Consider the following 22,281-nt stretch of genomic DNA (forward strand, 5'->3'; position numbering starts at 1 on the left):
GCGGTGTTGACGCCAGACCCGGGACTCGTGATGGGATTGCCGCCGGCGCCCACAGTGACCGGGTACTCCTCCCCGGCCACGAGCCATGCGAAGCCCCAACGTAAGCCTCCGCTGTCGCCGCCAATTACGCTATAGTAAGTCGCATAGGCCCCGTGGCCGCCGTCGATGCACAGCACCTCGTGCCAGCCAGTCACCCGCGCGGTGAAGGTGCCGGACTCGGTGAGCCAGAGCTCACCGTTGAGGAGCAAGTTGCCGCCCAGAGCGGAAAGCCGGCCAGCTTCGTCCACCGTGACGGTTTTGCCGTCGGGCTGCATGAGGCCGGCCTTGAGGAGCGTGGCCAGGTGCGTGGGCGATTTAATAACCGCGTCTAGTGCCGCCACCAGCGCGGCCTCCACTTTGTCCAGGTCGCCGTCGTCCAGCACGCCGGGCGCGTAGCGGCGCGCCAAAAATTGCGCCAGGCCTGCGACCACGTGCGAGGCCTGCCGGGCCTGCTTGTTGGCGAGCTTGGCGCGGGCGATCCCGGGCTGGTGGCCAACATTGCGCTGCATGTCCACGGCGTATTCGGCTTGGGAGAGCAGATCGCGGCCCTCCTGGCCCTGCGCGCAGAAGGGCAAAATCTCGTTTATGGTGTCCTCGGGCGCAACGGTGACGCCCGTGTCCTTGAGGTCGGTTATGCTTTGCGGCTGTGCCATGTCTGGTCTCCTCGGGGGGCACTGTACGGCGCCCTGGCTTGCCGTTGCCCCCCGATATTGTTCGGGGGGCTGCCTATGCGGGAACCATGTACTCGGGCCAGCGGCCGGCATCGCCGGCCTCGTCCGGCCAGCCGGCAAGGCCGTCCGACTCGCAATCCCACGCGAACAGCTTGCCGCCGTCCGGCGTCACCGCGTACCAGTTGATGCGCACGCCCTCGGGCTTCAGCGGGATATAGTTGCCCGTGAGCAGCGCGCGGAAGACGGCATCGAGCCTTATGCCCGCTATGCCCACGCTCATGCTCATGTCCTGGTTGTCCTGGATGACCAGGATGCTCCCCGTGTCCGCAAAGACCATGCGCCAGACGGCGTAGGCCTGGGGCACGCTGCCGTCCCAGTGGTTCGCGGCGATACGCGCCTTGACCAGGCGCCGGAAGTTGTCGTCATCGAGCACGGAAAGGCCCGAGGCCGGGTCGTAGCGGCCTTTCCACACGCCCTCTTCCCAGCCCACGCCCTCCACGTCCCAGCTAAAATAGACGCCTTCCAGGGGCGTGTACAGGTAGCGGGTGACGCCCACCCACAGGCCCACGGCGTCAAGCTGCACGCCCACGGCCGTGTCCACGTCAAAGGCCGGGGGCAGCGCCGCAAGCGCCGCCTGGGCGTCCGCAAAGGGCTTGACGCTCGCGGCCACCAGCGCCAGAAAGTGCGGGCGGCGGTGCTCGCTCGTGACCAGGGCAACGTAGTCCGCCACGCCGGGCATTAGTCGCCCCCCGGCAGCAGCACGTCCTCCACGGCGCACTTGGCGGCGGCGTTGAACGCAATGGGCAGGTTGGCCTGCTGCCACGCGGCCTCGCCGTCCGGGGCGTCGCCCGTGCAGATCTCCACGGCCAGAACGTCAAAAGACCTGCGCCCGGGCACGTCCGCCTCATTTATGGGGCACAAGAGGCGGCTGACCAGCACGTCCTCGCCAATGGGCAGCGCGTTGACGTAGGCCGCAAGATTTTCGCGGATGGCCTGCGCGGTGCTGGACAAAAAGCCCGCCAGGGGCTTGATGGCCACGCGCAGGCGCACGCGCACGGGCGCGGCGTAGAAAAAGCGGATATGGTTCGGCACTCCCATTTCGTCCCGCGTCAAGACCTCCACGTCGCCGTAGGTGTAGCAGCCGGGCGTCTTTTTGATGGCGATGGCGTCCGCAATGGCCTGGGCGTTCCCCCCCTCCACCACAAGGCAGATACTATGCGGCGGCAGCCCGTTGTCGTCCGCCACGTTGGTGTCGTTTTCGTAGCCTCGCCAGCGCGTCACGCCGGCCACGGCCGCCACGGCGCCCAGGGTGCCCTCAAATACCGTGAGGCTCGGCAATGCCGTGGAGACCGCCTGCCGCTCGCGCAGGGCCGCGTCCGTCTCCACAGCGCGGCCGGGCGTGGCGGCCATGGTGTTGACGGCGCTTTGCCAGCCCCGGCAGGGAGTGGCGATGATCTTGATCTCGCCGGCGCCGGCGTGGATGTCCCCCGGCTCCTGCGCCGTGGCCGTGACGGTAATTTCGCCCGCGGCGGGGATGACAACCTCGGCGGGCAGATCCCACTTGCGCCCGCCGTCGTCCTCCAGTTGGCCGCCCCGAATGATAGTTCCGGCCGCGCCCACGAGGCGCACGGGCGCTGTGCTCACGCCCGCGGCGTGGCGCCTTATGCCGTTGATGATGACCATGCGCGAAAGCCCGGCCCCCTGGGCCGTCTGTGGCGAAAAGGCGTTGTAAACAGCCGCGGCGAGGGCGTAAGTATCCTGTTGCGCCAGGGCTATGATGGCGGCAAGCTGGCCCTCCTGGCTGTCCGGCTCAAGGTAGAGATCCGCCCCGAATATGTCCCGCAAACTCTGCCGCATGGCCTCAAGCGTGGCAGGGTACTCCGGCAGACGGAAGCCGTCCCGGTCAATAAAGGCGCTGTCCGCCATGGTGCCTCCTCACAACGTCGCGGCCACGGTGGCCGGCCCGTAAACAGTGTCGATCTCTGCGCTCACGGTGAGCTTGCGCGTCTCGGAGTCCCAGGAACTTTCATAACTCACGAGCGCCCGCACGCCCTGCGTCTGCAAAATGCGGCGGCGCAAAATGGGGTCATAGGTCTCCCGCGTGTGCTTGCCCCAGACGTGCGTGGCGTAGGGCGTGCCCTCGGTGAGATCCAGGAACCACTCGCCGGCGAGCAGCGCAAGGCGCGTCTTGACCGCCTGCGCCACGCCCAGGGCGTCATCCACAAAATAGTCGGCCTCGCCGTGGCCCAGCCGGAAGTCCCCGGCAGTGTCCAGCTTGCGGTAACGCATCAGGCCGGCTCCCCGGTTGTGCCGCCGGAGTCCCCCGGGTGTGTGTGGTGCGCCACGCTCTTGCCCCCGGCGGTCATGTCGCCCGTGGCGTCCAGCGTGCCCGTGAGGGTCACGGCCCCGCGCATGCTCACAACGCCCGCGCCCCCGCCTGTGCCCGTGGCGATCAGGTTGCCCTCGATGGTCACTTGCGGCGCCTTGATAGTCAGGCTGGCACTTGCCTCAAGCGTTATTTCCCCGGCCGGGGAAATGACCAGGCTGCCCTGTTCGTTGCGCATGTCCACGGTCTTGTCCGGCTTGATGGTCAGGCTTGCCTTGCCGTCGTCCATGCGCAGTTGCACGTTTTCGGGGTCTACGGGCGGGTTCAGGCGCCCCGCTTGAGAGCGGGGGCCCACAATGGCCAGCCCGTCCGAAAGGTCGTGCATACGACTGTCCGGCGGGGGCACGGTCTTACCCCCCTGCCACCAGCCGTCTATGCAGCGGCTGGCAAAGACCACCAGGGCCTCGTCGCCGGGCTTGATGGGATAGGTCAGCGAAAAACCGCCCCCGCAGGGAAAGACCACGGGCACGTCCACCAGCAGGGGCATGGCCTGGTTCTGGACATGGCCGCCTTCCCCCTTTACGCTGCCCATGACCGCGGGCTGCACGCTCACGGTCATGGCCACGGGGTCAAAGGCCTGGACAATGCCGGGCAGCGCCGTCCAGAGCTGCGCCTGCTGGCCTTCCTGGGCGAGGCGCTGGGCCTCCACCGGGTCATTGAGTCGTTCTGATCTTTCCATAGGCGGAGGGTTCTCCCATGCTAGATGTTATTGAACGTCAGCTTATTGAAGCAGAGAAGGATCTTGCTCTCTATTCCAGCGCCCCGATTAGTGTGTTAAGTGGGGCACTTTTTGCAATGCTTGGATTGATGCCAGCATATCTTAGCAGTGATATAAAACATCTTGGCCTCTACTTTACTTGTATTTTTATGATTGGTTTTATTGCAATATTATGTTATATTTATTCAAAGTGTAAATTAAATAATGATATAATCCCTAAAATTGTAAGACTGCGCACCGAAAAAATGAAACTTGAATATGAGATGTTCAAAGCGCATCCATAGGTAATTTTGCGGTGTCGTCAATGCCAATGCACACCAGGTCGGCGTACCAGTCATTGCCGCGCGTATCGCCCCTGAACTCCACCTTGAGGATGCGATAAAAGCCGTCCGCGTCCATGCGCGGGGCCTGCTGGCCGGCCGCCTGCTTCAAGGGCGACTGCATGGCCTTGACCTGCGCGTTGTCGAGCTTGATGCGGCCGCCCACGGCAAGGCGCGGGTTGAGCAGGCAGCGCACGGTGATGCCGTCCTGCGTCTGCTCGGGGCTGCCCACAAGGCCGGTCTCATGCGTCAGCACAACGGCCTCGCCGGGCAAATAGCCCTTGCGCGGCACCATCTGCACCTTGCCGTCCTGGATGCTCCAGTCGGTATCGGTATCGCGCGCCTCGTCGCGCATGTACTCCCGCGCCATGCCGTACATGACCTTGCCGCGCGGAAGGGGCTGGCCCCCAAGGTCGGGCGTATAGCCGGGCTTTGCGCCCTTGGCCCCCATGCTTCCCTGGCACACGCGCACGCGGTCGGCCGGGCGCGAGCCCGCGGCCAATGTGGTGTTGACCGTGGCAAAGTTGTAGGCGCGGTCGCCGTCCGCGGCCAAAATGGCCAGCACCGTGTCCACGCCGTTCTCGCGCCACAGGCGCACCTGGCGGATATTGCCACGGAATATTGTGCCCAGGTTGCCCTCATAGCCGGCGGCGAGGTTGACCTGGGTAAACTCGCGGCGAATCTTCGCGGCCGTGTCGTCCGAGAGATTATAGACGTTGATCTCGGCGCTGTTGGGCGTCTCTGTGTCGCCCTTTTTTGTGGCAAAGGTTATGCGCAGGGCGGAGAGCTCCAGCCCCTCGCCGCTGTCCGGGCCCACAATGAGCGAGCAGGCCCTAAGCCATTGCCGGCCTTCGTTTTCGGAACCGCTCACCCGCGCGTCCTGCGCGGGATTCGCGCTCGCTGCGCCCTGAGCGCGGTCAGGGCTTGCTCCGCTGCGCGGCGCCCCGCCCTCCCTGGCGGTGAAATCAGGCATTGTCCACCTCCGTTTCAAACAGCAGCAGCACGTCCTCGCCCAAGTTGTCCAGGTCGGGCGGCATGTCGCCCGAAAGAGAGAGTCCCCCGCCAAGGCCCAGGTAGGCATAAGGCCGCAAAAGATCACAGCCGGCCACCAGCGGGATGCCCAGGACAAGCGGGGCGAGGTCGTCCGGCGCGTCAAAAATGTCCAGCAGCCAGCCCCCGGGGGCGTCCGGGCAGGTGCTCTCCGCCCAGCGCACGGCCAGGCGCAACTCCCGCCCGGCCAGGCTTATGCCGAAACTTTGCGGCTCGGGTGTCAGGGGTATCTCGTACAGTGCCATGCGGGCACTGTACCAGAAGGCTTATATGTGGTATCCCCCCGAAAAAGTTCGGGGGGAAGGCCGTGCCAGTGCAAACCCCGCAGGCCATGGGACAAGGAGGGATCAATGGAATTCAATGAAGGGCTGACAAGCCTCGCCAACCGCGCGCAGAAAATGAAGCCGAGCCTCAATACCGAAGAGGCCACCAAGACAGCCTGCGTGCTGCCGTTCATCCGCCTTCTGGGCTATGATGTTTTCAACCCTCTGGAGGTCGTGCCGGAGTTTGTGGCGGACGTGGCTGACAGGAAGGGGGAAAAGGTCGATTACGCCATCCTCAACAGTGAGGGCAAGCCCATCATCCTCATTGAGTGCAAAACGTGCGGCTGCATGCTCAACAGCGACAACTGCGAGCAGCTTCACCGCTACTTCACCACTGTGGACGCGCGCATCGGCGTTTTGACTGACGGGCTGCGCTACCTCTTCTTCTCCGACCTGGAGGAGTACAAGAAGATGGACAGCCGCCCCTTCATGGAAATTGACCTCGAGAACATCGACGCCACGCTTATTCCCGAGCTCGCCAAGCTCCGCAAGGATGCCTTTGACCTTGAAACCGCCCTCGGCACGGCCAAGGAGCTCAAGTACAACCGCCAGATAAAGAACCTGCTGCTGGCCCAGATGGAGGAGCCCAGCGAGGGCTTTGTGGACTTCTTCGTGCGCGAGCTCTATGCGGGCCGGGCCACAAAGAATGTGCGCGAGCAGTTCGCGGCCTTTGTGAAGCGCGCTTTCAGCGAGTTTGTGGAGGAGCGGGTGGACGCCCGGCTCAAGTCCGCCATCGCCGCCGCGCCCAAGAAGGCCGAGGCGCCCGCGCCCGCCCCGGTCGAGGAGAAGGTGGTCACAACGGAAGATGAGTGGCAGGGGTTCTTCCTGGTCAAGTCCCTGCTCATGGGCGTGGTCGATCCTGCCCGCGTCTTTATCCGCGACGCGCAGAGCTATTGCAACGTGCTTCTGGACGACAGCCGCCTGAAGCCGCTCATGCGCATGTATTTCAACAACCCCGAGCGCATGCGCATTGAGCTTTTTGGCGAGAACAAGGAAAAAACCATGGTGGACATCACCGGGCTGGATGACATCCTGCAATATGCGGAGGCCATCCGGGATACGGCCCGGCGCTACGACGCCCAGTAGACATGAAAAAGCCCCGCGCACGCGGGGCTTTTTCGTGCGCGAAACGCAATTTGAAAATTTTGCTTGACTCAAATTGTAAGTATATGCTTATCTAAGCCCGCAGGAGGTCAACGTGGCAGACGAGCAGACCACCATAACCATACGGGTAGCCAAGGAGGAACACAAAAAGGCTAAGGTTGTTGCCGCACTTGAGGGGAAAACTCTCAAACAAATCTTTTTGGAGGCAATTAATCGGCTGGCCGAAAAACAAAAACGGGATTAAAAACCTAAATCGGCGCGCCTCAAGACTGGTACTCTTAAAGCGCGCCTAACCGTACCACTACATCGGAGGTAGTGAAATGGCTGATAACACAGTATCTCAACTCGCGCCCATTGTCAAAGAAAACAGCGGTATAACCTTTCACGCCCTGGGGCCTGCCCCCGCCGTCCTTTCCACTGACGTGGCCCGCCACTTCCAGAAACGGCATACCAATATCCTGCGCGATATTGACCGCCTGCGCTCTATCCTACCGAAATCATTTCTTGCGCTCAATTTTGAGCCCAAGTCCGTTGAGGTAAAAATCGACAACGGGGCGACTCGCCAAGTCCGCGCCTTCCTCCTCACCCGCGACGCCCTTTCCCTGCTCATCATGGGCATGACGGGGAAGGCGGCCATCATGTGGAAGCTGCGCTACATCGAGGCCTTCAACGCCATGGAGGCGGCGCTGGGCATGGCCGCGCCCCGGCAACAGGCCCTGCCCGTGGCGCAGGAAGCGCGGCTCAAGGCCACCTACCTTGAGGGCATGCGCGAGGGCGAGCGCCTGGCCGCCAAAAAAGACCGGCTGCGCCTTCTGGAACGGGCCATGGGCTACCGCCGCAAGGGCATGAGCCTTCGGGACATTGGCGTGCTGCTGGGCATTTCGCACAACAGGGTGGACAGGCTGCTCGCCGCCGGGCGCAGACTGGGCATGGGCGTGGAAGCGGCCCGGAAGGACAAAGGGGAGGCGGCGTAATGGCGGGCATCTATGACTTCCCCACGGCGCAGCCCTTTGACCGGGTGCGGGCGGTAGCCAAGGCCCTGGGCTTTTTGGGCACGGCCACATGGGCGCTGGAGGACATGGCGGCGCAAAAGCGCGGGCCGGATCTCAATGCGGACGACTATGAGGGGCTCTCCATCCTCTTGCAAACCTGCGCGGAGACCTTGGCTGAAGTGGAAAAGACGCAATGAGCGAGAAGGGGGGCGAAAGCCCCCTTCTTACTTGTTCATATCGCGCCGATAGCCCTTCCCTTGCAAGCCGGCCTGCATGGCGCTTTGCTGGGGCGCGGCCTTGGCCTGCTTTTGGCCCTTGTCCGCGCTGCCCCCGGTGCGCCCGGCGTTTTTGTGCCGCTTTCGCGGCGGCACGCTGGTCGTCTGTGTCTGGACGATGATCACCTCGCGGCATTGCGCCGTGACAAAAAGGGCGTGTTCGCTGGTGTTGTCCGTTGTGGTGTTTACGGCCTCCACCAGCATGTTGGTGTAGAGGCGCTTGCCGGTGACAATCTCCACGGGCTCGCGCTTGCGCATGAGCTCAAGCAGCTTCTCGTAGATTTCCCGGCTGGCCCCGGGGCCGGCCGTGTCCGAATGGCCCGCGCGCAGGGTCAGGCTGGCGGGCTCGACGTAGGCGTGGTCATTGATTTTCGCGCCCTGCTCCACGGGGTGCTCGGTAATGGTCACCTTGTCCTCGTGGGCCTCCTCCACCACCACGGCAAATTGCAGGCCGCCCAGGTTGCGCCCCGTTATCACTGTCCCGCTCTCGCTCACCGCACCGCCCCCTGCGTGTTGCGCGCAATGTCCGCGGCCACGTTATGCTGCGCCGCGGCCACCTTGCCCGCCACCTGTTCCGGGTTTTGCGCGCCGTTGACCGTAATTTCGGCCTTGCTGTCCACCTTGACGCTCGTGTTTTTGTTGGTCGCGCCGTGGGCCTGGAGGGGCGAGGGCTTGAGGGCTGCCCCTTGCGGGATAACAGGCGGCGCGGCGGGCGCGGCCTGCTTTTCCGGCGCGGCAGCGTCCCCGGAAAGGCCCAGCTTTTTTTGAATGAACTCGGGCAGGATGGACGCCATGCTCCTGATTTTGCCCTTGATCCAGTCGATAGCCGGCGCAAAAAAGTCCATTATGGCCTTGGCCGCGCCCTCGGCCCAGGCGGCCACGTCCGGGAAGGCATCGGCAAAGCCGTCCCAGAGGTGCCCGAAAAACTCTTTTATGGGCTCCCAATACTCAATGACCAGGGCCGCCAGAGTTATGATGATGCCAAGGGGATTGGCCTTGAGGATGCCCCACAACACCTTGAATGCGGCGGTAACGCCGCCCAGGACACCCTTGACCGCCAGCAGCGCCCCCTTGAGCGCCAGGGCAACGCCAAGGCCCGTAGCTATGGCCGTAAACAGGCGTTCATTTTCGGCGCAAAACTTGAGCACGGCGGAAATGGCGTCGCCTATGGCCTTGCGTACGGCCTCGATGGTCTCTTCCCAGAGCCCCCAGTCAAAATAGCTCTCGCCCCCCTCCATGTAGGTGCAATAGTCGTCAATGAGGGCCACAATGGCCGCAAGCCCGGCCACGATGGCGCCAAGCGGCGTGGCAAGGAAGCCCGCGTTGAGGAGCTTCCAGGCCGTCAGGAAGAGCGCGAGGCCCTGGACAAGGCGCTTTTGGCCGTCATCGAGCTTGTCATACCAGGAGACCAGGGACGCCGCCCAAGTGACGACACGGCGCACCAGGGCGCCCACAACCCCGGCCACGCGCAAGACCAGGCTTATGACGGTCTCAAACAGGCGCTTGATCTTGCCGAAATTTTCCATGACGACGCGGCGCAGGCTCTCCACGTCCCCCCTGATCTTGCCCAAAAAGGCCCCGCCCACGGCCTTGGCCAAAAGATCGCACATGGAGCGCAGCTTCCTCAGCTCGGCCATAAAGGCCTTGCTGTCCTCCGCGGCCTTTTGCGCGTCCCGCCCGGCAACGGCGTACATGGCCGCGAACTCGCTTTTGAGCTCGCCCACGTCCCGCGTAAGCATGGGCACAAGGGCCGGGTCAATGCCCATGCGCCTGGCGTAGAGCCGCGCGGCCTGGTCGCTCATGCCGCGCATGGCCCGGCCCGCGCGCTCCAACAGTACGCTCGCGTCCTTGATGTGCGGGTACTTGCTCTTGAGGCTGCCCAGGGACGTAGCCACCGCGTCGGCGCTGGCGCCTGTCTGCTCGGCCACGTAGCCAAGCTCCTCCAGCTTTTGGATAGGGACGCCCAGGCCCTCGGCCTTTTTGGCCAGTTCCACCTCGCTTTGCGCCACGCGCATGATGCCGGCAATGGCCGCGCCCGCGGCCACAGAGCAGGCGGCGCCAAAGCCGGCCACCTTGGCCAGCGCCGCCTTCATGCCCTTTTCGTCGACTTTAAAGCCGATGCTGGCCAAAAATTCGGCAATGGTCGCCGCCATCATGCGTCCTTGTGTCTTATGGCGTCCAGGTAGCGGCGCTCATTTTCGGCCGCCACGTCCAGGGCGTCGTTCATGAGCGCCACGTCCTTGAGGTCAAGCTCTCCGTTTTTCAGGCTCTCATAGCGGCACATGCCGCGCACGGCGGGCCGCAAGAGCCAGTCCTCGCCGCCGGGCATGGCCACCCACTCAACACTTACGCCGTCGCCGTCTCCCCCCCAGCCGGCGCGAGCGAGGGGAGCGCGAGAAAAAACCCCGCAAGATTGTCCTGGAGGGTGTGGGCGGTGAGCGAAATCAGGGTCAAGAGGTCGAGGTCGTACATGGTCGCGCCGTTCTGGCGCACGCGGGCCCAGCCGCCCCCCGCAATGCGGCACTCGCACACGTCCAGGCAGGCGTTGCAGATGTATTCCAGGCTCTCGTCCGGGAGCGCGCCGATGGCGCAGCCCAGCGGCTCCACAAGGGTCTCGGGCCGCTCCATGTCCGCCTGCTGCAAAAGGCCCTGGAGCTTGCCCAGCACGGGCGCGGCGCGCTTGACGATATACATCTGCGCAAAGGCGTTGAGCTTGCCCGTGCGGTAGGTTGTGCCCTGGATGATCACTTCCTTCATGGCTTGTCTCTTGGTTTAGAAGATTTCCGGGGTGCCGCTGCCGATCTGGCTCTCGATCTTGCCGGCGTGGAATGTCCACTGATAGGTGCCCCCCTCCTGGGCAAAGACCTTGTCCGGCGCCTTGGAAAAGGCCACCTCCTGACACGTCACGGTGTCGCCGCGGGCAATGTCCCGGATGGTTACGGTGTTGCGCCCCCAGGAAGAGCTCGACTTGCTCTGCGTGTTGTAGAGGTTTTGCAGGAGGCGGTTGACCGGGCTGGTGCGCAGCAGGGTCACGGTGATAGTGCCCGAGCAGTCCGCGATCAGGGAGTGCATGGCCGCGCCGTCCGCGCCGATGGTCATGACGTTTTTGTCGCCCGTGGGCGTTATGGCGATGCCCTCCTGGGCAATGCCCACACGGTCGCCCGAGAGCGGGAAATTGCCCCCGGGCCCGGAAATGGCGGCCTGAACGTCCAGGAAAGAATATGCAAAGCCCATGATGCCCCCTTTTAGCGGTTGACGTTGATGGCCACGTCCACGGAATGGATGGCCCCGGCCAGCTTGATGGCGCACTGGATGGGCGGGGCCTTGCGCTGCTCGCGCTCGCTCTGCGCCTGCAACTCGATGGGCTCGGAATAGACGTAATAGCCCTTGGGCAGGTACTCGCCGCGCTCAATTTGCCCGAAGCCGTCGCCGTTCCAAGTGCCCGGCGCCACCAGGGCGTTGTTGACGGCCTGCTCCATGACGTTCTCAATGCAGGCGATCAACTGGTTGACGCCGGAATTGGTTTGCGGGATCTTGGTCTTGCTCTGGTAGAGCAGGTTCCACAACTCCGTCTGCACGGCGTTTTGCAGCCAGTCGGTGCCGTGGATCTCGTCAAACCAGGCGTCGCCGCTCATGACGCCTTCCTGCAAAATGGCCGTGTCGTTATTGTAGGCCGCAAAGACGTTGCAACGCTTGGCCGCCAGGGTATTGGCCTGGCTTTCGGTCAGGCCCTCGGCTTCCACGCTCGGGAGCTGCTTGAATTTGAGCGTAATGGTGGAGCGGTTGGCCGAAAAATTGACCGTAAAGGCCCGGCCGATGGCGCTTATGGCCGCGTAGGGGTTGGCGCTGTAGCAGACAAAGCAGCGCGAGAGTTTCAGCGCCTTGGCGCGGCTCGCCAGGTCGTCCGCGTAAGCACTGTCCAGGACGCGCGTATCGGTAACGGTGGCCGCATAAATGCGGCTCTTGGGCGCCGCCTGGAGGTACTGCGCCACGGCCAGGTGGTCATCCACGGGCACGTCCGCGTCCGCCACGGCAAAGCCGTACCAGTCGCCGCGATCCGCCAGCTCCACCGCGCACGCTTTCAGGCTTTCGGCGTCGTGGCCGTCCTGGGGCGCAAGGCCCGTGGCCCGCGTCATCTTGAGCATGGCGGCGAGCGGCGTGCCGTTTTCGGCGTCCTCACAATAGTTGAGAGTGGCTTCCGCGCCCGTGGCCTTGCTGGTCAGCGCGAAGCGCTCGCCGTCAAAGGTGCAGTTGGCCCCGGCGCCCGCGGCTTTGGCGTCAATGACGGCGGCCACGGCGTTGAGGTTCGTGGCCGCGGAAAAGTCCAGGTCTTCCAGGGCCGTCTCCACGCCGCCCACGCTGATCACAAGGGAGCCGTCGGTAATGACGCTCCAGCGACTCATGGCCATCTCTTCGGCCGTGAGGATGCCGCCCGCAAGCTGCGCCGGGCTGGCCGTCTTTACCCAGCGGCCGATTTGCAGGATGGCCGGGCGCGGGGACTGACTGAAAAAGAGCTCCGCGGCCAGATATTCCGGGGCCGTGACGCCGAAGTCCGCCGCCACGCCGTCAATGCCCGTGTAGGTGCGGATACGCTCCGCGGGACTGATCACAGAGGACGGCCCGGCAATGAGCAAGACGCCGAAATTGCGGCGGCTGGCGGCCAGCGGTTGCAGGTTGACGGTGACGTTGACAACGCGGTCAACGGAAAGGGCTTTCGTGGCCATAGCGTGCCTCCTATCGGCTTCTGCCGCACAGGCCGCAGGCCCGGGCGGTCTTGAGATCCTTGATGTCTGTAGTCCCTTCGCGGGGCGGTGTCTTGCCCATCCACGGCCCGCGCGTAAACGTGATGCTCACGTCCTGGCGGCGCTGCCAGCGCCCGTCAACAAGCTCCGGCGCGGGCGTTATGGCGCCCACGCGCACCAGGGCGAGGTTGGCCGGCTCGCGCAGCATGGCCCGGTTTTGCTCGATCCACAGGCCGTCGCGCAGTGCCCTTGCCAGCGCCCGGGCGTGGGGCCCGTAAAAACTGCACAGCACGGCCAGGCTCTCATGGACAGCAAGCCGGGTTGCGCCGCCCTCATGCCAGGCCGCGCCGCCCGGCGCGTCCTCGCCCACAATGCCAAGCGCGCACCAGTCCACGTCCGGGCCCGGGGCCGCGGGCGGCTTGGGCTGCCAGCGCGGGCGCACCATGGGGCCGGGCAGGCCCGTAAGGCCGCAGACCATGCCGTGCAGCACGTCCTCCAGGGTCGGCTCGTCAGGCCCGGGCGCGGGCTTGAGCCACCCGGCCGAAAGACTGCTCGCGTCACTCACTTGCGGCCTCGGGCAACAGCGTGGCCAGGGCGCGCACATAGCCGGGCCACGGCTCCACGCTGGCCACCTCGTAGCGCTGCCCCTGCCACAAGATCACGTCCGCCGCTGTGCCTTCGGGGCGCTGGCCCCCGCGCAGGGGCTCGCGGCTGTAAACCGTGATGGTCTCGCGGTCGCGGTCGCCTTCGGGCAAGCGCTCCAACTCGCGCGGCGTGGCGGGCTGGACGACACCCCGCCAGGGCAGCACTTCACAGGCCAGTTGCGCCCGGCCCATGTCGTCCACGGTCTCTGTCTGACGTTCCACATCAAAGGCCGCGCAAAAATCCGGGTCGGAAAGCAGGTAGGAGACATCAAGCGCCATTGCCGCCCCCCGGCGTGATAAGGCCACTTCCCCCGCCGCGTTTGCGGATGACATAGGTGTGGCTTTTCATAAGCTGGGCCGTGTCGATGAGCGGGTTCAGCCTGCCGCGCTCGAGGCGGGACTTGCCGCGCTTGACCTCGCCCTTGCGCTTGCCCTTCTCATACGTGAGCACCTTGCCTTCGTCGTTTTTCAGCAGGGGCTTGTAGTCCAGCGTTTCGGCCTTGAGCGGCTGCCAGTCGTTATCCTGGAACATGGCGCGCACCGAGCTTTCCCCGCGCTGGCCAATATGGTTGAGCGCCGCTTCCACGGCCTGCTCATTGCCCTTGAACGCCTGCGCGGCCGCTTCCCGGAGCTCCTGCGCCGCCATAGGGAGTATTTTTTCAATGCCCGGTATGAGGTGCGGGCGCGCCGGAATACCCGCGGCCGGGGCCCCGAACTCGTGAATATAGGACAATTCGGCGTTGTTAATGCCGTGGCTTGCCCGCGCATGGGCGCCGTGATCCTTTTTCTTGATGTCGCCGCGCTCGTCGTCATCAGCCGGGACGCCGATGAACACGTCCTGCCCGGTCAAATTGGCCACGGCCCGGCGGATGGCGGCTGTCTGGTTCGCCGTCTGCCTCACGGAAAGCGTGGGCTTCATGCCACCATGCCCCCGGCCCCCACTATCTGCACCAGCGCCCAAAACTGCTGGCCGTAGCTCGTCAAATTGTATTGGCCAGCCCCAGAAAGGGCATTGCCCTGGGCGGACGCGCCCGTGCGCGTGGTGGAGTGCGAGAGGCCGCCCACGGTCTTTGTCTCGCTGGTCACGGGGCCGGCGGCCGCGTTGATGCCGCCCGTGCCCGAGGCGTCCTTGGCCGCTTCAAGCTCAAGCGTTATCTGGTGCGCGGCATAAAGCCCCATGCCCTCCTCGAGGAGTTCCCCCCAACGAGCGGCGGGCAAGAGCTTGCCCGCCACCCGCAGGTGGAACGCCACGCGGCCGTCCGGCACAAGGTCCGGCGAAAACTGCGGGAACGCCTCGCGGAAGGCCGCCACGTTCATGGCTATACCCCGTCCGCGTAGGCCACGGTCTCGGGATAGACGAACTCCACCTCGCCCAGAGCGGCGTAGTAGGTGGTCATCTGGTACAAGCCCCGGAACTCCACGGGCGTGTGCTGGAGCGGCACCAGCGGGAAACGCACATACTGGCGCGACTTGGTGTAAGCCACCATGCGGTCTTTCTTGGCCGTGCCGATGCCCGCCAGGTGTTTGACCGGGGCCACCTCCAGCAGCCTGCCGTTGACGGTGTTACAAAGGCACTGCTCGCGCACATATTGCAGGATGCTGATGCTGCCCGCTGCCGTCATGGGCTTGGTGAGGCTGCTCATGGCCTTGGGCGGGACCAGCAGGCGATCCGGCAGGATGGAGTAGCCGCTGGCCTCCCAGGCGGTTTCCAGAACCTGGTTGATGCTCTTCAGGATCTCGTCCGGCGTGGACGCGCTCCACAGCTTGGCCAGCGTTGTCGCGCTTACGTCGGGGTTGTTGCACAGCCCCGTGGCCCCCACGGCCTCGTCGCCCACATAGACCATCTGATCGATGTCCATCTGGTGTTTGAGGTGCAGGGCGTCCAGCTTTTCGCGGTCAATGGGGCGGCTCAGCTGCTGGGCGGCCGCCAGTTCCTTGACCGTGTAGCCAATTTCATTGGCCCACAGGCGCAGGGGCTTGCTGGACTTTTCGATGTTGACGGCCACGCCGGGAATGGCCGTGGCGTCCTTGCCCGCCCAGTTGATGCCACCCGCGTAGATGCCGCCCATAGCCGCAAAGCTGGTGTTGGTGTAGCTGGACACCTCGTCGGCCAGGGTCACGTCCTCGCGCAGGTCAATGTCGCGCCCCCAGGTCACGGCCGCCAGGGGGCCGTGGAGTTCCGGGTCCAGACGCTCGAGTTCCCCCTTGAGGAAAGCCCCGGCGTCGCGGATATGTTTTGCGTCCATCGTAAACATGCGTCTCGCTCCTAGATGTTGAAGGCGATCTCGACGATGCCGCCGTCGTCCGCGGCCCCCATAAAGATGCAGCCGGGCACCTCCACGGTCTCGTCCTTGACCGCCGTGGCCTCGATGTCGCCCACGGCCTTGCCCTCGGCGGCGGCAACGCGCACGTGGACGGCCGCGCCCTTGGCGGCCGTGCCGCGCGCAAGCCGGACGGCCATGTAGCCGCGCCGCATGCAGTCCTGGATGCTCCCGGCCGTGGCCTGCGCGTCCTGTGTGGGATAGGGGCGCACCACGAAGCCGTAGACGGCGTCGGCCGCCGCCGAAAGCGGAGAAAGTTTGCCCGCGCCGTCCAGCTTGACGGGCGCGCCGAAAGCCACGTCCGCGCCCATAAGGCCGGATTCCACCGTGGCCTCGGCCTTGCGAGTCACGTCCCCGGCAAAGCCCGAGGGCATCCTGGTCAGGTAAGCGTTACCCATTATTGCCTCCCTTGCCGTAGAAAGCGGCGTTGGCCTTGTTGATGTCAGCCGGGGTCCACACCTTCGGGCCGCCATTGGCGACGGGGCGCGTCAGGCTGTCCGCGGTGCGCCGGTTGTTGCCGGCGGCCGTGACAGCGGCCACGGCGCCAAAGGCCGCGGCAAGCTCGGGCGCGCTCGCGCGGGAGAGCGGCTTGTCGCCCAGAATGTCCCGCACGAGGCGGGCGCTATCCGCGTCGCGCATGGCGAGCGCCAGCGCCCCGCGCTGCACGGCGTCCGCACTGTCGCCGGCGCGCGCGCCCGCAAGGCCCATACCCTTGGCGCGGCGCACCATATCCGCGTCCGCCAGGCGCTTGGGCCGGCGGTCACGGGCGGGCGCGGACGGCTCTTCGTCCTGGGGGTTCGCCGGGTCGTCATCGTCGCAAGGGTCTTCATCCTGCGGGCTGCCGGGCTCCTCGTCCCGGGGATCGTCGTCGCCCGCTTTTTTGGGCATGAGCGCCTCGCAGAGCGTGCGCAGCATGAGCTTGATCTCTTCCAGGCTGGCGGCCACGTCGTCGTCGGTGGTCGCCGGGGCCTGCTCCTCGTCCTTGCCGGGCGTGTCCTCGTCCGCGGGGGCCGGGTTTTCCTCGTCCGCGGCCTTGGCGGCTTCCTCGGCTTCCGCCGCATCCAGCCAGCGGCGCAGCCGCTGCCAGGGCGTACCCTTGGGCTTTTTGGCCATAGCTTCCTCATCCTTGATTTTGCAGCGCCCACCGGCCCTGCCGTGATCGACCAGGGCAACGTGGTTGCCCCGTATATGCGTCTGCCGCCCCACACCGGGGCGGATGCGCTCCACTTCCGCGTCATAGCCGCAAGACAATTCGCGCAGGCCGCCCTCAATGGCGGCAATGGCTTCCGCGTCCGTCACCAGGATGTCCGCCAGCACAAGGTCGCTCGCGGGCCCGCTGCCCCGGCGCACATTGGTCACAATGCCGCGGGCAAGCTCGGCCCAGTTTTCCGGGGCCACGTCCTCGTCGGGGTGATCCAGCGTGAGCGGCTTGCCCTCAAAACTGGCCAGCGCCTCCGGGCTAAAGACCTCGCTGTCGTCCCGGTAGACCAGCACTTCCTTGCCGGCAAAGCCTTCGGTTATGTCCTCGCTCACCTCTTCGGGCAGGTAGCGCATGACGCCAGTCCGCCCCAGGGCGGCCTCGCGGCACAGCAGGTAGCCCTCGGGCGTCTTGTCCAGGTGCTCGGAGAGATTCACAACGGTGCGGATACGCATGGGGGCAGCATGGACTTGGGGCGCAAAAAAAGCCCCCCCGAAAAAGTTCGGGGGGGCCGGAATTGTAAGACGTGTTTACAGGGTGTTTATCTTGCCGCCTGCTGCGTCAAACGGGGCCGTCCTGTAGGTCGGCCCATGTTGGCACTTAAAAATGTCTTAGACGGCGTTTTTGACATAGGGGGCGAGATCGGCTTCCCGGGCGTAGAGGACGCCATAGCCGGATTCGGCCTTATCATCATCAAATTCCACCTCATATGTGTTGTCCGGGAAGACATTGATGACGGTCGCGAGCTGGCCGGCCTTCGCCGATACCTGTGTATCGCCGTAAAGGTCACGGCCCTTCAGGGAGTGCAGCAGCACAACGCTGTCAAGGTCGTTATATGGCATGGCTTTTTTTGTCCGGCAAAATATTTATGAGGCGCGGATGGGTTGAAATACTCTTTCCATCATCGGCCCTCTTATAGAACCACGCCGTAATGACGTCAACAGTCTTGCCATTGGGCCCCGTTACGGGCACTCGCACATTAAACCGGATTCCTTTCTTGTCTGGCGTGCCGTGAGGCACGGCCTCCAGGTGCTCGAGGTAGGCCATGACCTGTTTTTCTATCATTGGGGCGTCCTTTGCCGTGGCTCCGATGGTCGCCTGCCAAAGAATCGCCTTATCCTTCCCCCGTGGGTGATTAAAATCCATTGAATATGTGGTCAGCTTCTCCGGCACGAATATGGCCTTGTCCACGTTGAGCAGGGGCGCGTCCGGCACATGCGGGATGACTTCCGAGCCCACGGACTTTTCCCATTGCGTCAGGAGACGCTTTTGCCCGCTCTCCCGCTCCTCCTCCTGCGTGGGGAGCATTGCGCGGTATACGCCCTTGCCGTCGCTCCTGGGTATGACCGGCTCCGGGTAACAGCGGCAGTTGGGGAACTCGCCGGCATGCCCGGTCATGCCGTCAAGCGTGGGCGGCTCGCTCCACTTGACAAACTTGCCCTCCATGGCCCGGTGGCTCGGACGCGTGGCGCCGTCGCGCACACTGCGCCAAATGTAGCCCTCGCTCCCGAACTGCTCGGAGCGCGCTTGGGTGAGGGCCGTGGCGGCCTTGCTTACCTCGGTCACGGCTATGACCTTGGCGCGGGCCTTGGTGACGCCGTTGAGGCCATAGATCTCCTCGGCCATGTCCTCGGCGCGCATGCCTGTAATGAGGCTTTCGTGGGCCAGTTCGCCCGCGCGTAGTGCCGAGTCCAGCACCAGGGACTTGATGAGGCGCGTATTTTCGGCAATGCGCGCGGCCACAACCTGCCCCACGGCATCGCCGCCCAAAAATGTCCGCATGTCGTAGCCCATGCGGTGCGCCAGACGCGCAAACTTGTCCGCGTTGTCGCGCTCTATGCCAAGCACCATGTTGGCGGCCGTCTGCTGCGCCCAGGGGCCGATGGTCTCGGCATAGTCGCGCAAGGTTGCCTCAGCGTCCCGGGGGGGATATGTGGCCAGCACGCCCGCGATCTTGTCCGCCAGGCTTCTAAGGGCGCGCGCGTAGGCGCGCTCGGCCCCGCGCGAGGGCGTAAACACGCCCGCCTTGGCCTTGGCCGCGTCTGCCCATGACCACACCAGGCCGGGCCATGCCGGGGCGCGCCAGGGTGTGCTCATTGCTGGTCAGGGGCCGCGGGTGTTGCCAGGCCGGCGAGACCTGCCCCGAGCTCGGGCAATGCCGGGGCGGCCTCGGCCTTTTTGGCGGCCTCGATGTCCGCGTCCGTAATGCCCGCAAAGCGCCCCGTGAGGCGCGAGGAGTCGCGCAGGGCGGCAAGGGCCTGGGGCTCCTTGATGATGCCCCCTTGCGTAAGTGCCGCCACGGTCTGCGCGTCCGCCGTGGCAATTTGCGCCTTGTCCATTTCCGACGGCTGCATCAGGCTCTCAAACGCAAACGTAAAGCCCTCGGGCAAATCCTCGCCCCACAGGTGGCGCGAGAGCACGGCAAACACCACGTCCAGGGCGGGCCTAAGGTCGTCATCCTGCAAGGTGGATATGGTGTCGTAGTAGGTGCGCAGATCCGACTCGCCGCTGCTGAAGCCCTTGGGGCTCTGCCCCAAAAGACGCACCAGGGGGATGCCCGTCGCCCCCGCGATCTGCTCGGCAAAGGCCTGCAAGGCGTCGTACATGCCCGCAAAGGTATAGCCGGTCGTAAAAAAGGTGTCGTTTTTGTCCAGCAGGGTAATACCTTCGTTGCTCTGCATCTGCCGGATCATCTCAAATTGCTTGACCAGCGCGGTCTCGGCGCGGCCGCCCGTGGCCAGGATGGCGCGCAGCCCCTCCACGCCTATGACGCGCAGGAAAGACTTGTACAGCAAGTTTGCGCTGCCCTGCGTGGCGCTGTCATAGGCAATAAGCCTGTCGTAGGCCTGCTCCACCACGCTGGCGCCCCAGTGCTGCTCGGTGCGGCGCTGCTGCCAGGGCAGCTCAACGCCGATGAAGCGCAAAACGCGGCTGTGGTGGATTTTCTGGCGGTCAAAGCCCTCGCCGGTGTTGACCGTATAATACTCGGGATAGCCCAAAAGCGGGCCCAGGTCGTCGATAAGTTCGGTGCTGGGCGTCAGTTGCCAGCGGTCGAGCACATGCAGGCCGCGGAAGCTGCCCCGGGCAACTGCCGAAATATCCAGGGGCCGCGCCAGGTCGTCCCCGTCAATGAGCAGCACGGCCAGCGCGCCGCCGTAGAGCCGCGCCCACTTGATAGCATCCGAGAGTCGCCCCGGGCAGCCCAGGCGGCGATAAGCCTGCCAGAGCTCGTCGGTTTTGCCCACGTCCCATTGCGCTTGGATGTCAACGCCGCCGCGCACCATGTCCTCGGCCACCACGTTGACCATGCGGCCCACGAGCCAGCTTGTGCGGTACATGTCCTCAAGTTGCAGGCGGTCGCGCGTGAGATAGCCCCCGGCCTGGTAGCCGCTTTGGGCGAGCATGTTGTCCTCGCCCAAGCCCAGCCGCGCCACGAAATTCTGGAAGCCGTCCCGCATGCGCAGGCTGCGCCGCGCCTGTTTTGCCTTGGGTCTAATCATCGGCAAGTTTCTCCCATACGCTCAAGCCGTGGCTCTTGAGATAGCGCAAGGCCTGGCTGGTGGCGTCCACCTGGTCGTCGTGGGCCCCCGCGGGGAAGGCCACGAGTTCTTCCTTGTATTCATCCAGCCAGGGCGCGGCCGCCGGAAGGTACACATTGCCCCCGGCAAACAGCGCCGTCACGGCATAGGCCCGGGCAATCTTGCTGCCGTCCGGCTCAATGGGCACAAGCCCGGGCACGTCGTCGCGCAGGGCGTCCAGCACGGCCGGCCCGTTGGCCTTGTCCTCAATAAGCACGGCCGATGTCTCCGGGTGCCGCACACACATGGCCAGCACCGCGGCCTTGCTGGCCGTAAAGCCCATGCGCGCCCGGTGCTGCTCGAGCAGGTAGTAGGCAACGCCCGCGCGGGCCCACAACTGGCCCACCACAAAGTCCGAGCCGTCCGTGTCCTTAAAGGTCATGTCCCAGGACTGGATCACCTCGTCAAAGCGCTCCGGCAAGTCTCCGCGCCGCCATGTCCTGAACCATGCCTCGTCAAAGATGTTGCCGCCGTCCGCCACCGGGCTCTGCTGGTACAGGGCAGACCATTGCGTAGGCGAGAGCGTGGCCCGTGTTTCCAGCAGCTTCTCCACCGGGTGCAGCTCCGGCACCAGGGCGCGGCCTTCGGCGTCCAGCGCCGGGAACTTCAGGTGCTCGGCGCGGCTGTTTCTTTTGCTCACCGTGCCTATAAGGTCGTCCACGGCCCAGCTTGTAGCCATGATGATTTGCCCGGAGCGCCGGGAAAGGCGGGTCAGAAAGACCGTGTTGTACCAGCCCTCAATGGTGCGCTTGACCGTGGCCGAGCGGGCCTCCTCCTCATTTTTGATGGGGTCGTCGATGATGCCTATATCGACGCTCTTGCCGGTCAAGGCGCCGCCCACGCCCGCGCAAATGTAGTACCCGCGGCGCCCCACAATATCGAAGCGGTCAGAATTGCGGAGCGCCAGGCCCTCCAATGTCACCACGCGCTTGGGGTTCAGGGACGCATGGGGGAAGAGGGTGGCGTATTCCTCGCTCATCATGATGCGTTGCACGTCCCGGTTCATGTCCCGGGCGAGGTCAGCGCCATAACTGCACGCCGCAATGCGGAGGTCAGGGTTCTGCCCGAAGGCAAAGGGGGGAAACATGCGGGAGACAAGCTGGCTCTTGCCATGCTGCGGGGGCGCCTGAAACAGCTTGACCGGGCGGCGCCCGGCCAGCACGGCCTCCAGGAAGTCATCCAGCGCGCCGCAGACGGTGCGGGAAAAGTCGCTATGGATGTAGTCCGGCATTATGTAGGAGACAAAGGCCGCCATATGCCGCCGGGCCTGCTCGGCCTTGAGGGCGCGCCGCTCCTGCTCGCGCTGTAAACACTCGATGGCCTGCGCGCGTTTATGCGCCGGCATGGGGCACTTCCACGGTCAATTCGGCCAGCTTGCGCGCCAGGTCTTCGTCCGAGAGTTCTTTTATGGAGGCCGCGCTGCCAAGCTCGCGCACGCGCGCGCGGATCTGCTCGCTTGCCTCGCGCCGGGCCTCCTCGCGGATACGCTTGGCAAAGTCCGCCTCAAGGGTCATGGCCTGGGAAAGGTTCTTGAAACTGCGCGCCAGGCGGTCGATTTCCGCGGCGTCCACCTTGGCGTCCGGGTTGCCCATGCGATCCTGTATAGCGCGGTAGCAGATGCCGCGCAGCATCTCCACCAAAAGGCGCCCCTGCTCGCTCTCCACGCTTTCCGCGCCAAGCTCCTGCGCCAGCGCCCGGGCCATGTCCCGGTTTTCGCGCATGACCTTGGCCGCCGCCTCAAAATTGCTCGAATAGCGCCACAGGGCCGTCCGGCTGGGCGCGGCCTCGCCCTCGGCCGCACATTTTGCGGCCACAAAGGCGTGGAGCTCGTCCAGTGTCATGCGGCCCTGGGCCAGGGCCTTGTCGATCTGGCTGCGCAAGGAAAGCGGCAGGCGCGTCACCGTGCTTTTGCGGCCCATA

At 64.9% G+C, this 22,281-nt stretch carries 29 protein-coding genes and 1 pseudogene; 5 read left to right on the plus strand and 25 right to left on the minus strand.

From position 1 onward, the window contains the following. From HDR50_RS04595 to HDR50_RS04615, 5 genes and pseudogenes are all read right to left on the minus strand, one after another. Positions 1-692, minus strand: a pseudogene (locus tag HDR50_RS04595) (hypothetical protein); the annotation flags it as partial. Between the two features lie 73 nt (positions 693-765). Continuing rightward, positions 766-1,440 (minus strand): DUF2612 domain-containing protein, encoded by a 675-nt coding sequence (locus HDR50_RS04600; protein WP_291356366.1) that lies wholly within the window; start codon positions 1,438-1,440, stop codon positions 766-768. An 8-nt stretch (positions 1,441-1,448) separates the two neighbouring features. Then, positions 1,449-2,636 carry a baseplate J/gp47 family protein gene (locus HDR50_RS04605; protein ID WP_291356368.1) on the minus strand — a complete coding sequence of 396 codons (1,188 nt, stop codon included), beginning with the start codon at positions 2,634-2,636 and terminating at the stop codon, positions 1,449-1,451. Between the two features lie 9 nt (positions 2,637-2,645). Beyond that, the gene (locus HDR50_RS04610; protein ID WP_291356370.1) at positions 2,646-2,999 is read right to left on the minus strand and encodes a hypothetical protein; all 354 of its coding nucleotides are present in this window, start codon (positions 2,997-2,999) and stop codon (positions 2,646-2,648) included. After that, the gene (locus HDR50_RS04615) at positions 2,999-3,775 is read right to left on the minus strand and encodes a Gp138 family membrane-puncturing spike protein (RefSeq protein ID WP_291356372.1); all 777 of its coding nucleotides are present in this window, start codon (positions 3,773-3,775) and stop codon (positions 2,999-3,001) included. Before HDR50_RS04615 ends, HDR50_RS04610 begins: the two co-directional genes overlap by 1 nt. A gap of 17 nt (positions 3,776-3,792) precedes the next feature. Here HDR50_RS04615 and HDR50_RS04620 point away from each other — a divergent pair, with 17 nt between their 5' ends. Continuing rightward, positions 3,793-4,098 (plus strand): hypothetical protein, encoded by a 306-nt coding sequence (locus tag HDR50_RS04620; RefSeq protein ID WP_291356374.1) that lies wholly within the window; start codon positions 3,793-3,795, stop codon positions 4,096-4,098. Here the strand turns inward: HDR50_RS04620 and HDR50_RS04625 are convergent. Continuing rightward, on the minus strand, positions 4,082-5,107 hold the full coding sequence (locus tag HDR50_RS04625) for a hypothetical protein (RefSeq protein ID WP_291356375.1): 1,026 nt from the start codon (positions 5,105-5,107) through the stop codon (positions 4,082-4,084). The genes HDR50_RS04620 and HDR50_RS04625 overlap by 17 nt on opposite strands. Then, positions 5,100-5,429: a hypothetical protein gene (locus HDR50_RS04630; RefSeq protein ID WP_291356376.1), complete on the minus strand. Its 330-nt coding sequence runs from the start codon at positions 5,427-5,429 to the stop codon at positions 5,100-5,102. Before HDR50_RS04630 ends, HDR50_RS04625 begins: the two co-directional genes overlap by 8 nt. Positions 5,430-5,534: 105 nt before the next feature. Here HDR50_RS04630 and HDR50_RS04635 point away from each other — a divergent pair, with 105 nt between their 5' ends. From HDR50_RS04635 to HDR50_RS04650, 4 genes are all read left to right on the plus strand, one after another. Next, positions 5,535-6,593: a type I restriction enzyme HsdR N-terminal domain-containing protein gene (locus HDR50_RS04635; protein WP_291356377.1), complete on the plus strand. Its 1,059-nt coding sequence runs from the start codon at positions 5,535-5,537 to the stop codon at positions 6,591-6,593. Between the two features lie 112 nt (positions 6,594-6,705). Continuing rightward, a complete protein-coding gene (locus tag HDR50_RS04640) occupies positions 6,706-6,855 on the plus strand; it encodes a hypothetical protein (RefSeq protein ID WP_291356378.1) in 150 nt (49 codons plus the stop codon). 76 nt (positions 6,856-6,931) lie between these two features. Then, complete coding sequence (locus tag HDR50_RS04645) at positions 6,932-7,585, plus strand: Rha family transcriptional regulator (protein ID WP_291356379.1); 654 nt, start codon at positions 6,932-6,934, stop codon at positions 7,583-7,585. Then, positions 7,585-7,800: a hypothetical protein gene (locus HDR50_RS04650; protein ID WP_291356380.1), complete on the plus strand. Its 216-nt coding sequence runs from the start codon at positions 7,585-7,587 to the stop codon at positions 7,798-7,800. Before HDR50_RS04645 ends, HDR50_RS04650 begins: the two co-directional genes overlap by 1 nt. 27 nt (positions 7,801-7,827) lie before the next feature. On the opposite strand, the gene HDR50_RS04655 is transcribed toward HDR50_RS04650, so the two are convergent. The 18 genes from HDR50_RS04655 to HDR50_RS04740 all read right to left on the minus strand — a co-directional run bounded on the left by HDR50_RS04655 (position 7,828) and on the right by HDR50_RS04740 (position 22,280). After that, positions 7,828-8,373: a phage baseplate protein gene (locus HDR50_RS04655; protein WP_291356381.1), complete on the minus strand. Its 546-nt coding sequence runs from the start codon at positions 8,371-8,373 to the stop codon at positions 7,828-7,830. Continuing rightward, positions 8,370-10,031, minus strand: a complete 1,662-nt coding sequence (locus HDR50_RS04660; protein WP_291356382.1) for a hypothetical protein — start codon at positions 10,029-10,031, stop codon at positions 8,370-8,372. The genes HDR50_RS04655 and HDR50_RS04660 overlap by 4 nt, the downstream gene beginning before the upstream one ends. Beyond that, positions 10,031-10,207 (minus strand): hypothetical protein, encoded by a 177-nt coding sequence (locus HDR50_RS04665; RefSeq protein ID WP_291356383.1) that lies wholly within the window; start codon positions 10,205-10,207, stop codon positions 10,031-10,033. The genes HDR50_RS04660 and HDR50_RS04665 overlap by 1 nt, the downstream gene beginning before the upstream one ends. Positions 10,208-10,224: 17 nt before the next feature. Next, the gene (locus HDR50_RS04670; protein ID WP_291356384.1) at positions 10,225-10,635 is read right to left on the minus strand and encodes a phage tail assembly chaperone; all 411 of its coding nucleotides are present in this window, start codon (positions 10,633-10,635) and stop codon (positions 10,225-10,227) included. Positions 10,636-10,650: 15 nt separating this feature from the next. Beyond that, positions 10,651-11,112: a phage protein gene (locus tag HDR50_RS04675; RefSeq protein ID WP_291356385.1), complete on the minus strand. Its 462-nt coding sequence runs from the start codon at positions 11,110-11,112 to the stop codon at positions 10,651-10,653. Positions 11,113-11,123: 11 nt separating this feature from the next. Further along, positions 11,124-12,602, minus strand: a complete 1,479-nt coding sequence (locus tag HDR50_RS04680; protein WP_291356386.1) for a DUF3383 domain-containing protein — start codon at positions 12,600-12,602, stop codon at positions 11,124-11,126. Between the two features lie 10 nt (positions 12,603-12,612). Then, positions 12,613-13,185 (minus strand): hypothetical protein, encoded by a 573-nt coding sequence (locus HDR50_RS04685; RefSeq protein ID WP_291356387.1) that lies wholly within the window; start codon positions 13,183-13,185, stop codon positions 12,613-12,615. Further along, a complete protein-coding gene (locus HDR50_RS04690; RefSeq protein WP_291356388.1) occupies positions 13,178-13,543 on the minus strand; it encodes a hypothetical protein in 366 nt (121 codons plus the stop codon). Before HDR50_RS04690 ends, HDR50_RS04685 begins: the two co-directional genes overlap by 8 nt. Beyond that, the gene (locus HDR50_RS04695) at positions 13,533-14,183 is read right to left on the minus strand and encodes a hypothetical protein (protein WP_291356389.1); all 651 of its coding nucleotides are present in this window, start codon (positions 14,181-14,183) and stop codon (positions 13,533-13,535) included. The genes HDR50_RS04690 and HDR50_RS04695 overlap by 11 nt, the downstream gene beginning before the upstream one ends. Next, positions 14,180-14,581 (minus strand): DUF4054 domain-containing protein, encoded by a 402-nt coding sequence (locus HDR50_RS04700; protein ID WP_291356390.1) that lies wholly within the window; start codon positions 14,579-14,581, stop codon positions 14,180-14,182. The genes HDR50_RS04695 and HDR50_RS04700 overlap by 4 nt, the downstream gene beginning before the upstream one ends. Positions 14,582-14,583: 2 nt before the next feature. Next, positions 14,584-15,519 carry a DUF2184 domain-containing protein gene (locus HDR50_RS04705; RefSeq protein WP_291356391.1) on the minus strand — a complete coding sequence of 312 codons (936 nt, stop codon included), beginning with the start codon at positions 15,517-15,519 and terminating at the stop codon, positions 14,584-14,586. Positions 15,520-15,530: 11 nt separating this feature from the next. After that, a complete protein-coding gene (locus tag HDR50_RS04710) occupies positions 15,531-15,983 on the minus strand; it encodes a hypothetical protein (protein ID WP_291356392.1) in 453 nt (150 codons plus the stop codon). Then, positions 15,976-17,238 (minus strand): DUF2213 domain-containing protein, encoded by a 1,263-nt coding sequence (locus tag HDR50_RS04715; RefSeq protein ID WP_291356393.1) that lies wholly within the window; start codon positions 17,236-17,238, stop codon positions 15,976-15,978. Before HDR50_RS04715 ends, HDR50_RS04710 begins: the two co-directional genes overlap by 8 nt. Positions 17,239-17,394: 156 nt before the next feature. Further along, positions 17,395-17,625 carry a hypothetical protein gene (locus tag HDR50_RS04720; RefSeq protein WP_291356394.1) on the minus strand — a complete coding sequence of 77 codons (231 nt, stop codon included), beginning with the start codon at positions 17,623-17,625 and terminating at the stop codon, positions 17,395-17,397. Then, the gene (locus tag HDR50_RS04725) at positions 17,615-18,880 is read right to left on the minus strand and encodes a phage minor head protein (RefSeq protein WP_291356396.1); all 1,266 of its coding nucleotides are present in this window, start codon (positions 18,878-18,880) and stop codon (positions 17,615-17,617) included. The genes HDR50_RS04720 and HDR50_RS04725 overlap by 11 nt, the downstream gene beginning before the upstream one ends. Next, positions 18,877-20,283: a DUF1073 domain-containing protein gene (locus HDR50_RS04730; protein WP_291356398.1), complete on the minus strand. Its 1,407-nt coding sequence runs from the start codon at positions 20,281-20,283 to the stop codon at positions 18,877-18,879. Before HDR50_RS04730 ends, HDR50_RS04725 begins: the two co-directional genes overlap by 4 nt. Then, positions 20,276-21,706 carry a phage terminase large subunit gene (gene terL, locus HDR50_RS04735; RefSeq protein ID WP_291356400.1) on the minus strand — a complete coding sequence of 477 codons (1,431 nt, stop codon included), beginning with the start codon at positions 21,704-21,706 and terminating at the stop codon, positions 20,276-20,278. Before terL ends, HDR50_RS04730 begins: the two co-directional genes overlap by 8 nt. Then, positions 21,693-22,280 (minus strand): phage protein Gp27 family protein, encoded by a 588-nt coding sequence (locus HDR50_RS04740; RefSeq protein ID WP_291356402.1) that lies wholly within the window; start codon positions 22,278-22,280, stop codon positions 21,693-21,695. Before HDR50_RS04740 ends, terL begins: the two co-directional genes overlap by 14 nt. Between the last annotated feature and the right edge of the window lies 1 nt (position 22,281).

This window comes from Desulfovibrio sp. (assembly GCF_014803725.1).
Lineage (GTDB): Bacteria > Desulfobacterota > Desulfovibrionia > Desulfovibrionales > Desulfovibrionaceae > Desulfovibrio.

Bases quoted from the DNA above. Each gene is read 5' to 3' on its own strand.
- HDR50_RS04605 (WP_291356368.1), bottom strand. From the start codon at position 2,636: ATGGCGGACAGCGCCTTTATTGACCGGGACGGCTTCCGTCTGCCGGAG.
- HDR50_RS04610 (WP_291356370.1), bottom strand. From the start codon at position 2,999: ATGCGTTACCGCAAGCTGGACACTGCCGGGGACTTCCGGCTGGGCCAC.
- HDR50_RS04615 (WP_291356372.1), bottom strand. From the start codon at position 3,775: ATGGAAAGATCAGAACGACTCAATGACCCGGTGGAGGCCCAGCGCCTC.
- HDR50_RS04620 (WP_291356374.1), top strand. From the start codon at position 3,793: ATGCTAGATGTTATTGAACGTCAGCTTATTGAAGCAGAGAAGGATCTT.
- HDR50_RS04625 (WP_291356375.1), bottom strand. From the start codon at position 5,107: ATGCCTGATTTCACCGCCAGGGAGGGCGGGGCGCCGCGCAGCGGAGCA.
- HDR50_RS04630 (WP_291356376.1), bottom strand. From the start codon at position 5,429: ATGGCACTGTACGAGATACCCCTGACACCCGAGCCGCAAAGTTTCGGC.
- HDR50_RS04635 (WP_291356377.1), top strand. From the start codon at position 5,535: ATGGAATTCAATGAAGGGCTGACAAGCCTCGCCAACCGCGCGCAGAAA.
- HDR50_RS04645 (WP_291356379.1), top strand. From the start codon at position 6,932: ATGGCTGATAACACAGTATCTCAACTCGCGCCCATTGTCAAAGAAAAC.
- HDR50_RS04650 (WP_291356380.1), top strand. From the start codon at position 7,585: ATGGCGGGCATCTATGACTTCCCCACGGCGCAGCCCTTTGACCGGGTG.
- HDR50_RS04660 (WP_291356382.1), bottom strand. From the start codon at position 10,031: ATGGCGGCGACCATTGCCGAATTTTTGGCCAGCATCGGCTTTAAAGTC.
- HDR50_RS04665 (WP_291356383.1), bottom strand. From the start codon at position 10,207: ATGCCCGGCGGCGAGGACTGGCTCTTGCGGCCCGCCGTGCGCGGCATG.
- HDR50_RS04670 (WP_291356384.1), bottom strand. From the start codon at position 10,635: ATGAAGGAAGTGATCATCCAGGGCACAACCTACCGCACGGGCAAGCTC.
- HDR50_RS04675 (WP_291356385.1), bottom strand. From the start codon at position 11,112: ATGGGCTTTGCATATTCTTTCCTGGACGTTCAGGCCGCCATTTCCGGG.
- HDR50_RS04680 (WP_291356386.1), bottom strand. From the start codon at position 12,602: ATGGCCACGAAAGCCCTTTCCGTTGACCGCGTTGTCAACGTCACCGTC.
- HDR50_RS04690 (WP_291356388.1), bottom strand. From the start codon at position 13,543: ATGGCGCTTGATGTCTCCTACCTGCTTTCCGACCCGGATTTTTGCGCG.
- HDR50_RS04695 (WP_291356389.1), bottom strand. From the start codon at position 14,183: ATGAAGCCCACGCTTTCCGTGAGGCAGACGGCGAACCAGACAGCCGCC.
- HDR50_RS04700 (WP_291356390.1), bottom strand. From the start codon at position 14,581: ATGAACGTGGCGGCCTTCCGCGAGGCGTTCCCGCAGTTTTCGCCGGAC.
- HDR50_RS04705 (WP_291356391.1), bottom strand. From the start codon at position 15,519: ATGTTTACGATGGACGCAAAACATATCCGCGACGCCGGGGCTTTCCTC.
- HDR50_RS04710 (WP_291356392.1), bottom strand. From the start codon at position 15,983: ATGGGTAACGCTTACCTGACCAGGATGCCCTCGGGCTTTGCCGGGGAC.
- HDR50_RS04715 (WP_291356393.1), bottom strand. From the start codon at position 17,238: ATGCGTATCCGCACCGTTGTGAATCTCTCCGAGCACCTGGACAAGACG.
- HDR50_RS04720 (WP_291356394.1), bottom strand. From the start codon at position 17,625: ATGCCATATAACGACCTTGACAGCGTTGTGCTGCTGCACTCCCTGAAG.
- HDR50_RS04725 (WP_291356396.1), bottom strand. From the start codon at position 18,880: ATGAGCACACCCTGGCGCGCCCCGGCATGGCCCGGCCTGGTGTGGTCA.
- HDR50_RS04730 (WP_291356398.1), bottom strand. From the start codon at position 20,283: ATGATTAGACCCAAGGCAAAACAGGCGCGGCGCAGCCTGCGCATGCGG.
- terL (WP_291356400.1), bottom strand. From the start codon at position 21,706: ATGCCGGCGCATAAACGCGCGCAGGCCATCGAGTGTTTACAGCGCGAG.
- HDR50_RS04740 (WP_291356402.1), bottom strand. From the start codon at position 22,280: ATGGGCCGCAAAAGCACGGTGACGCGCCTGCCGCTTTCCTTGCGCAGC.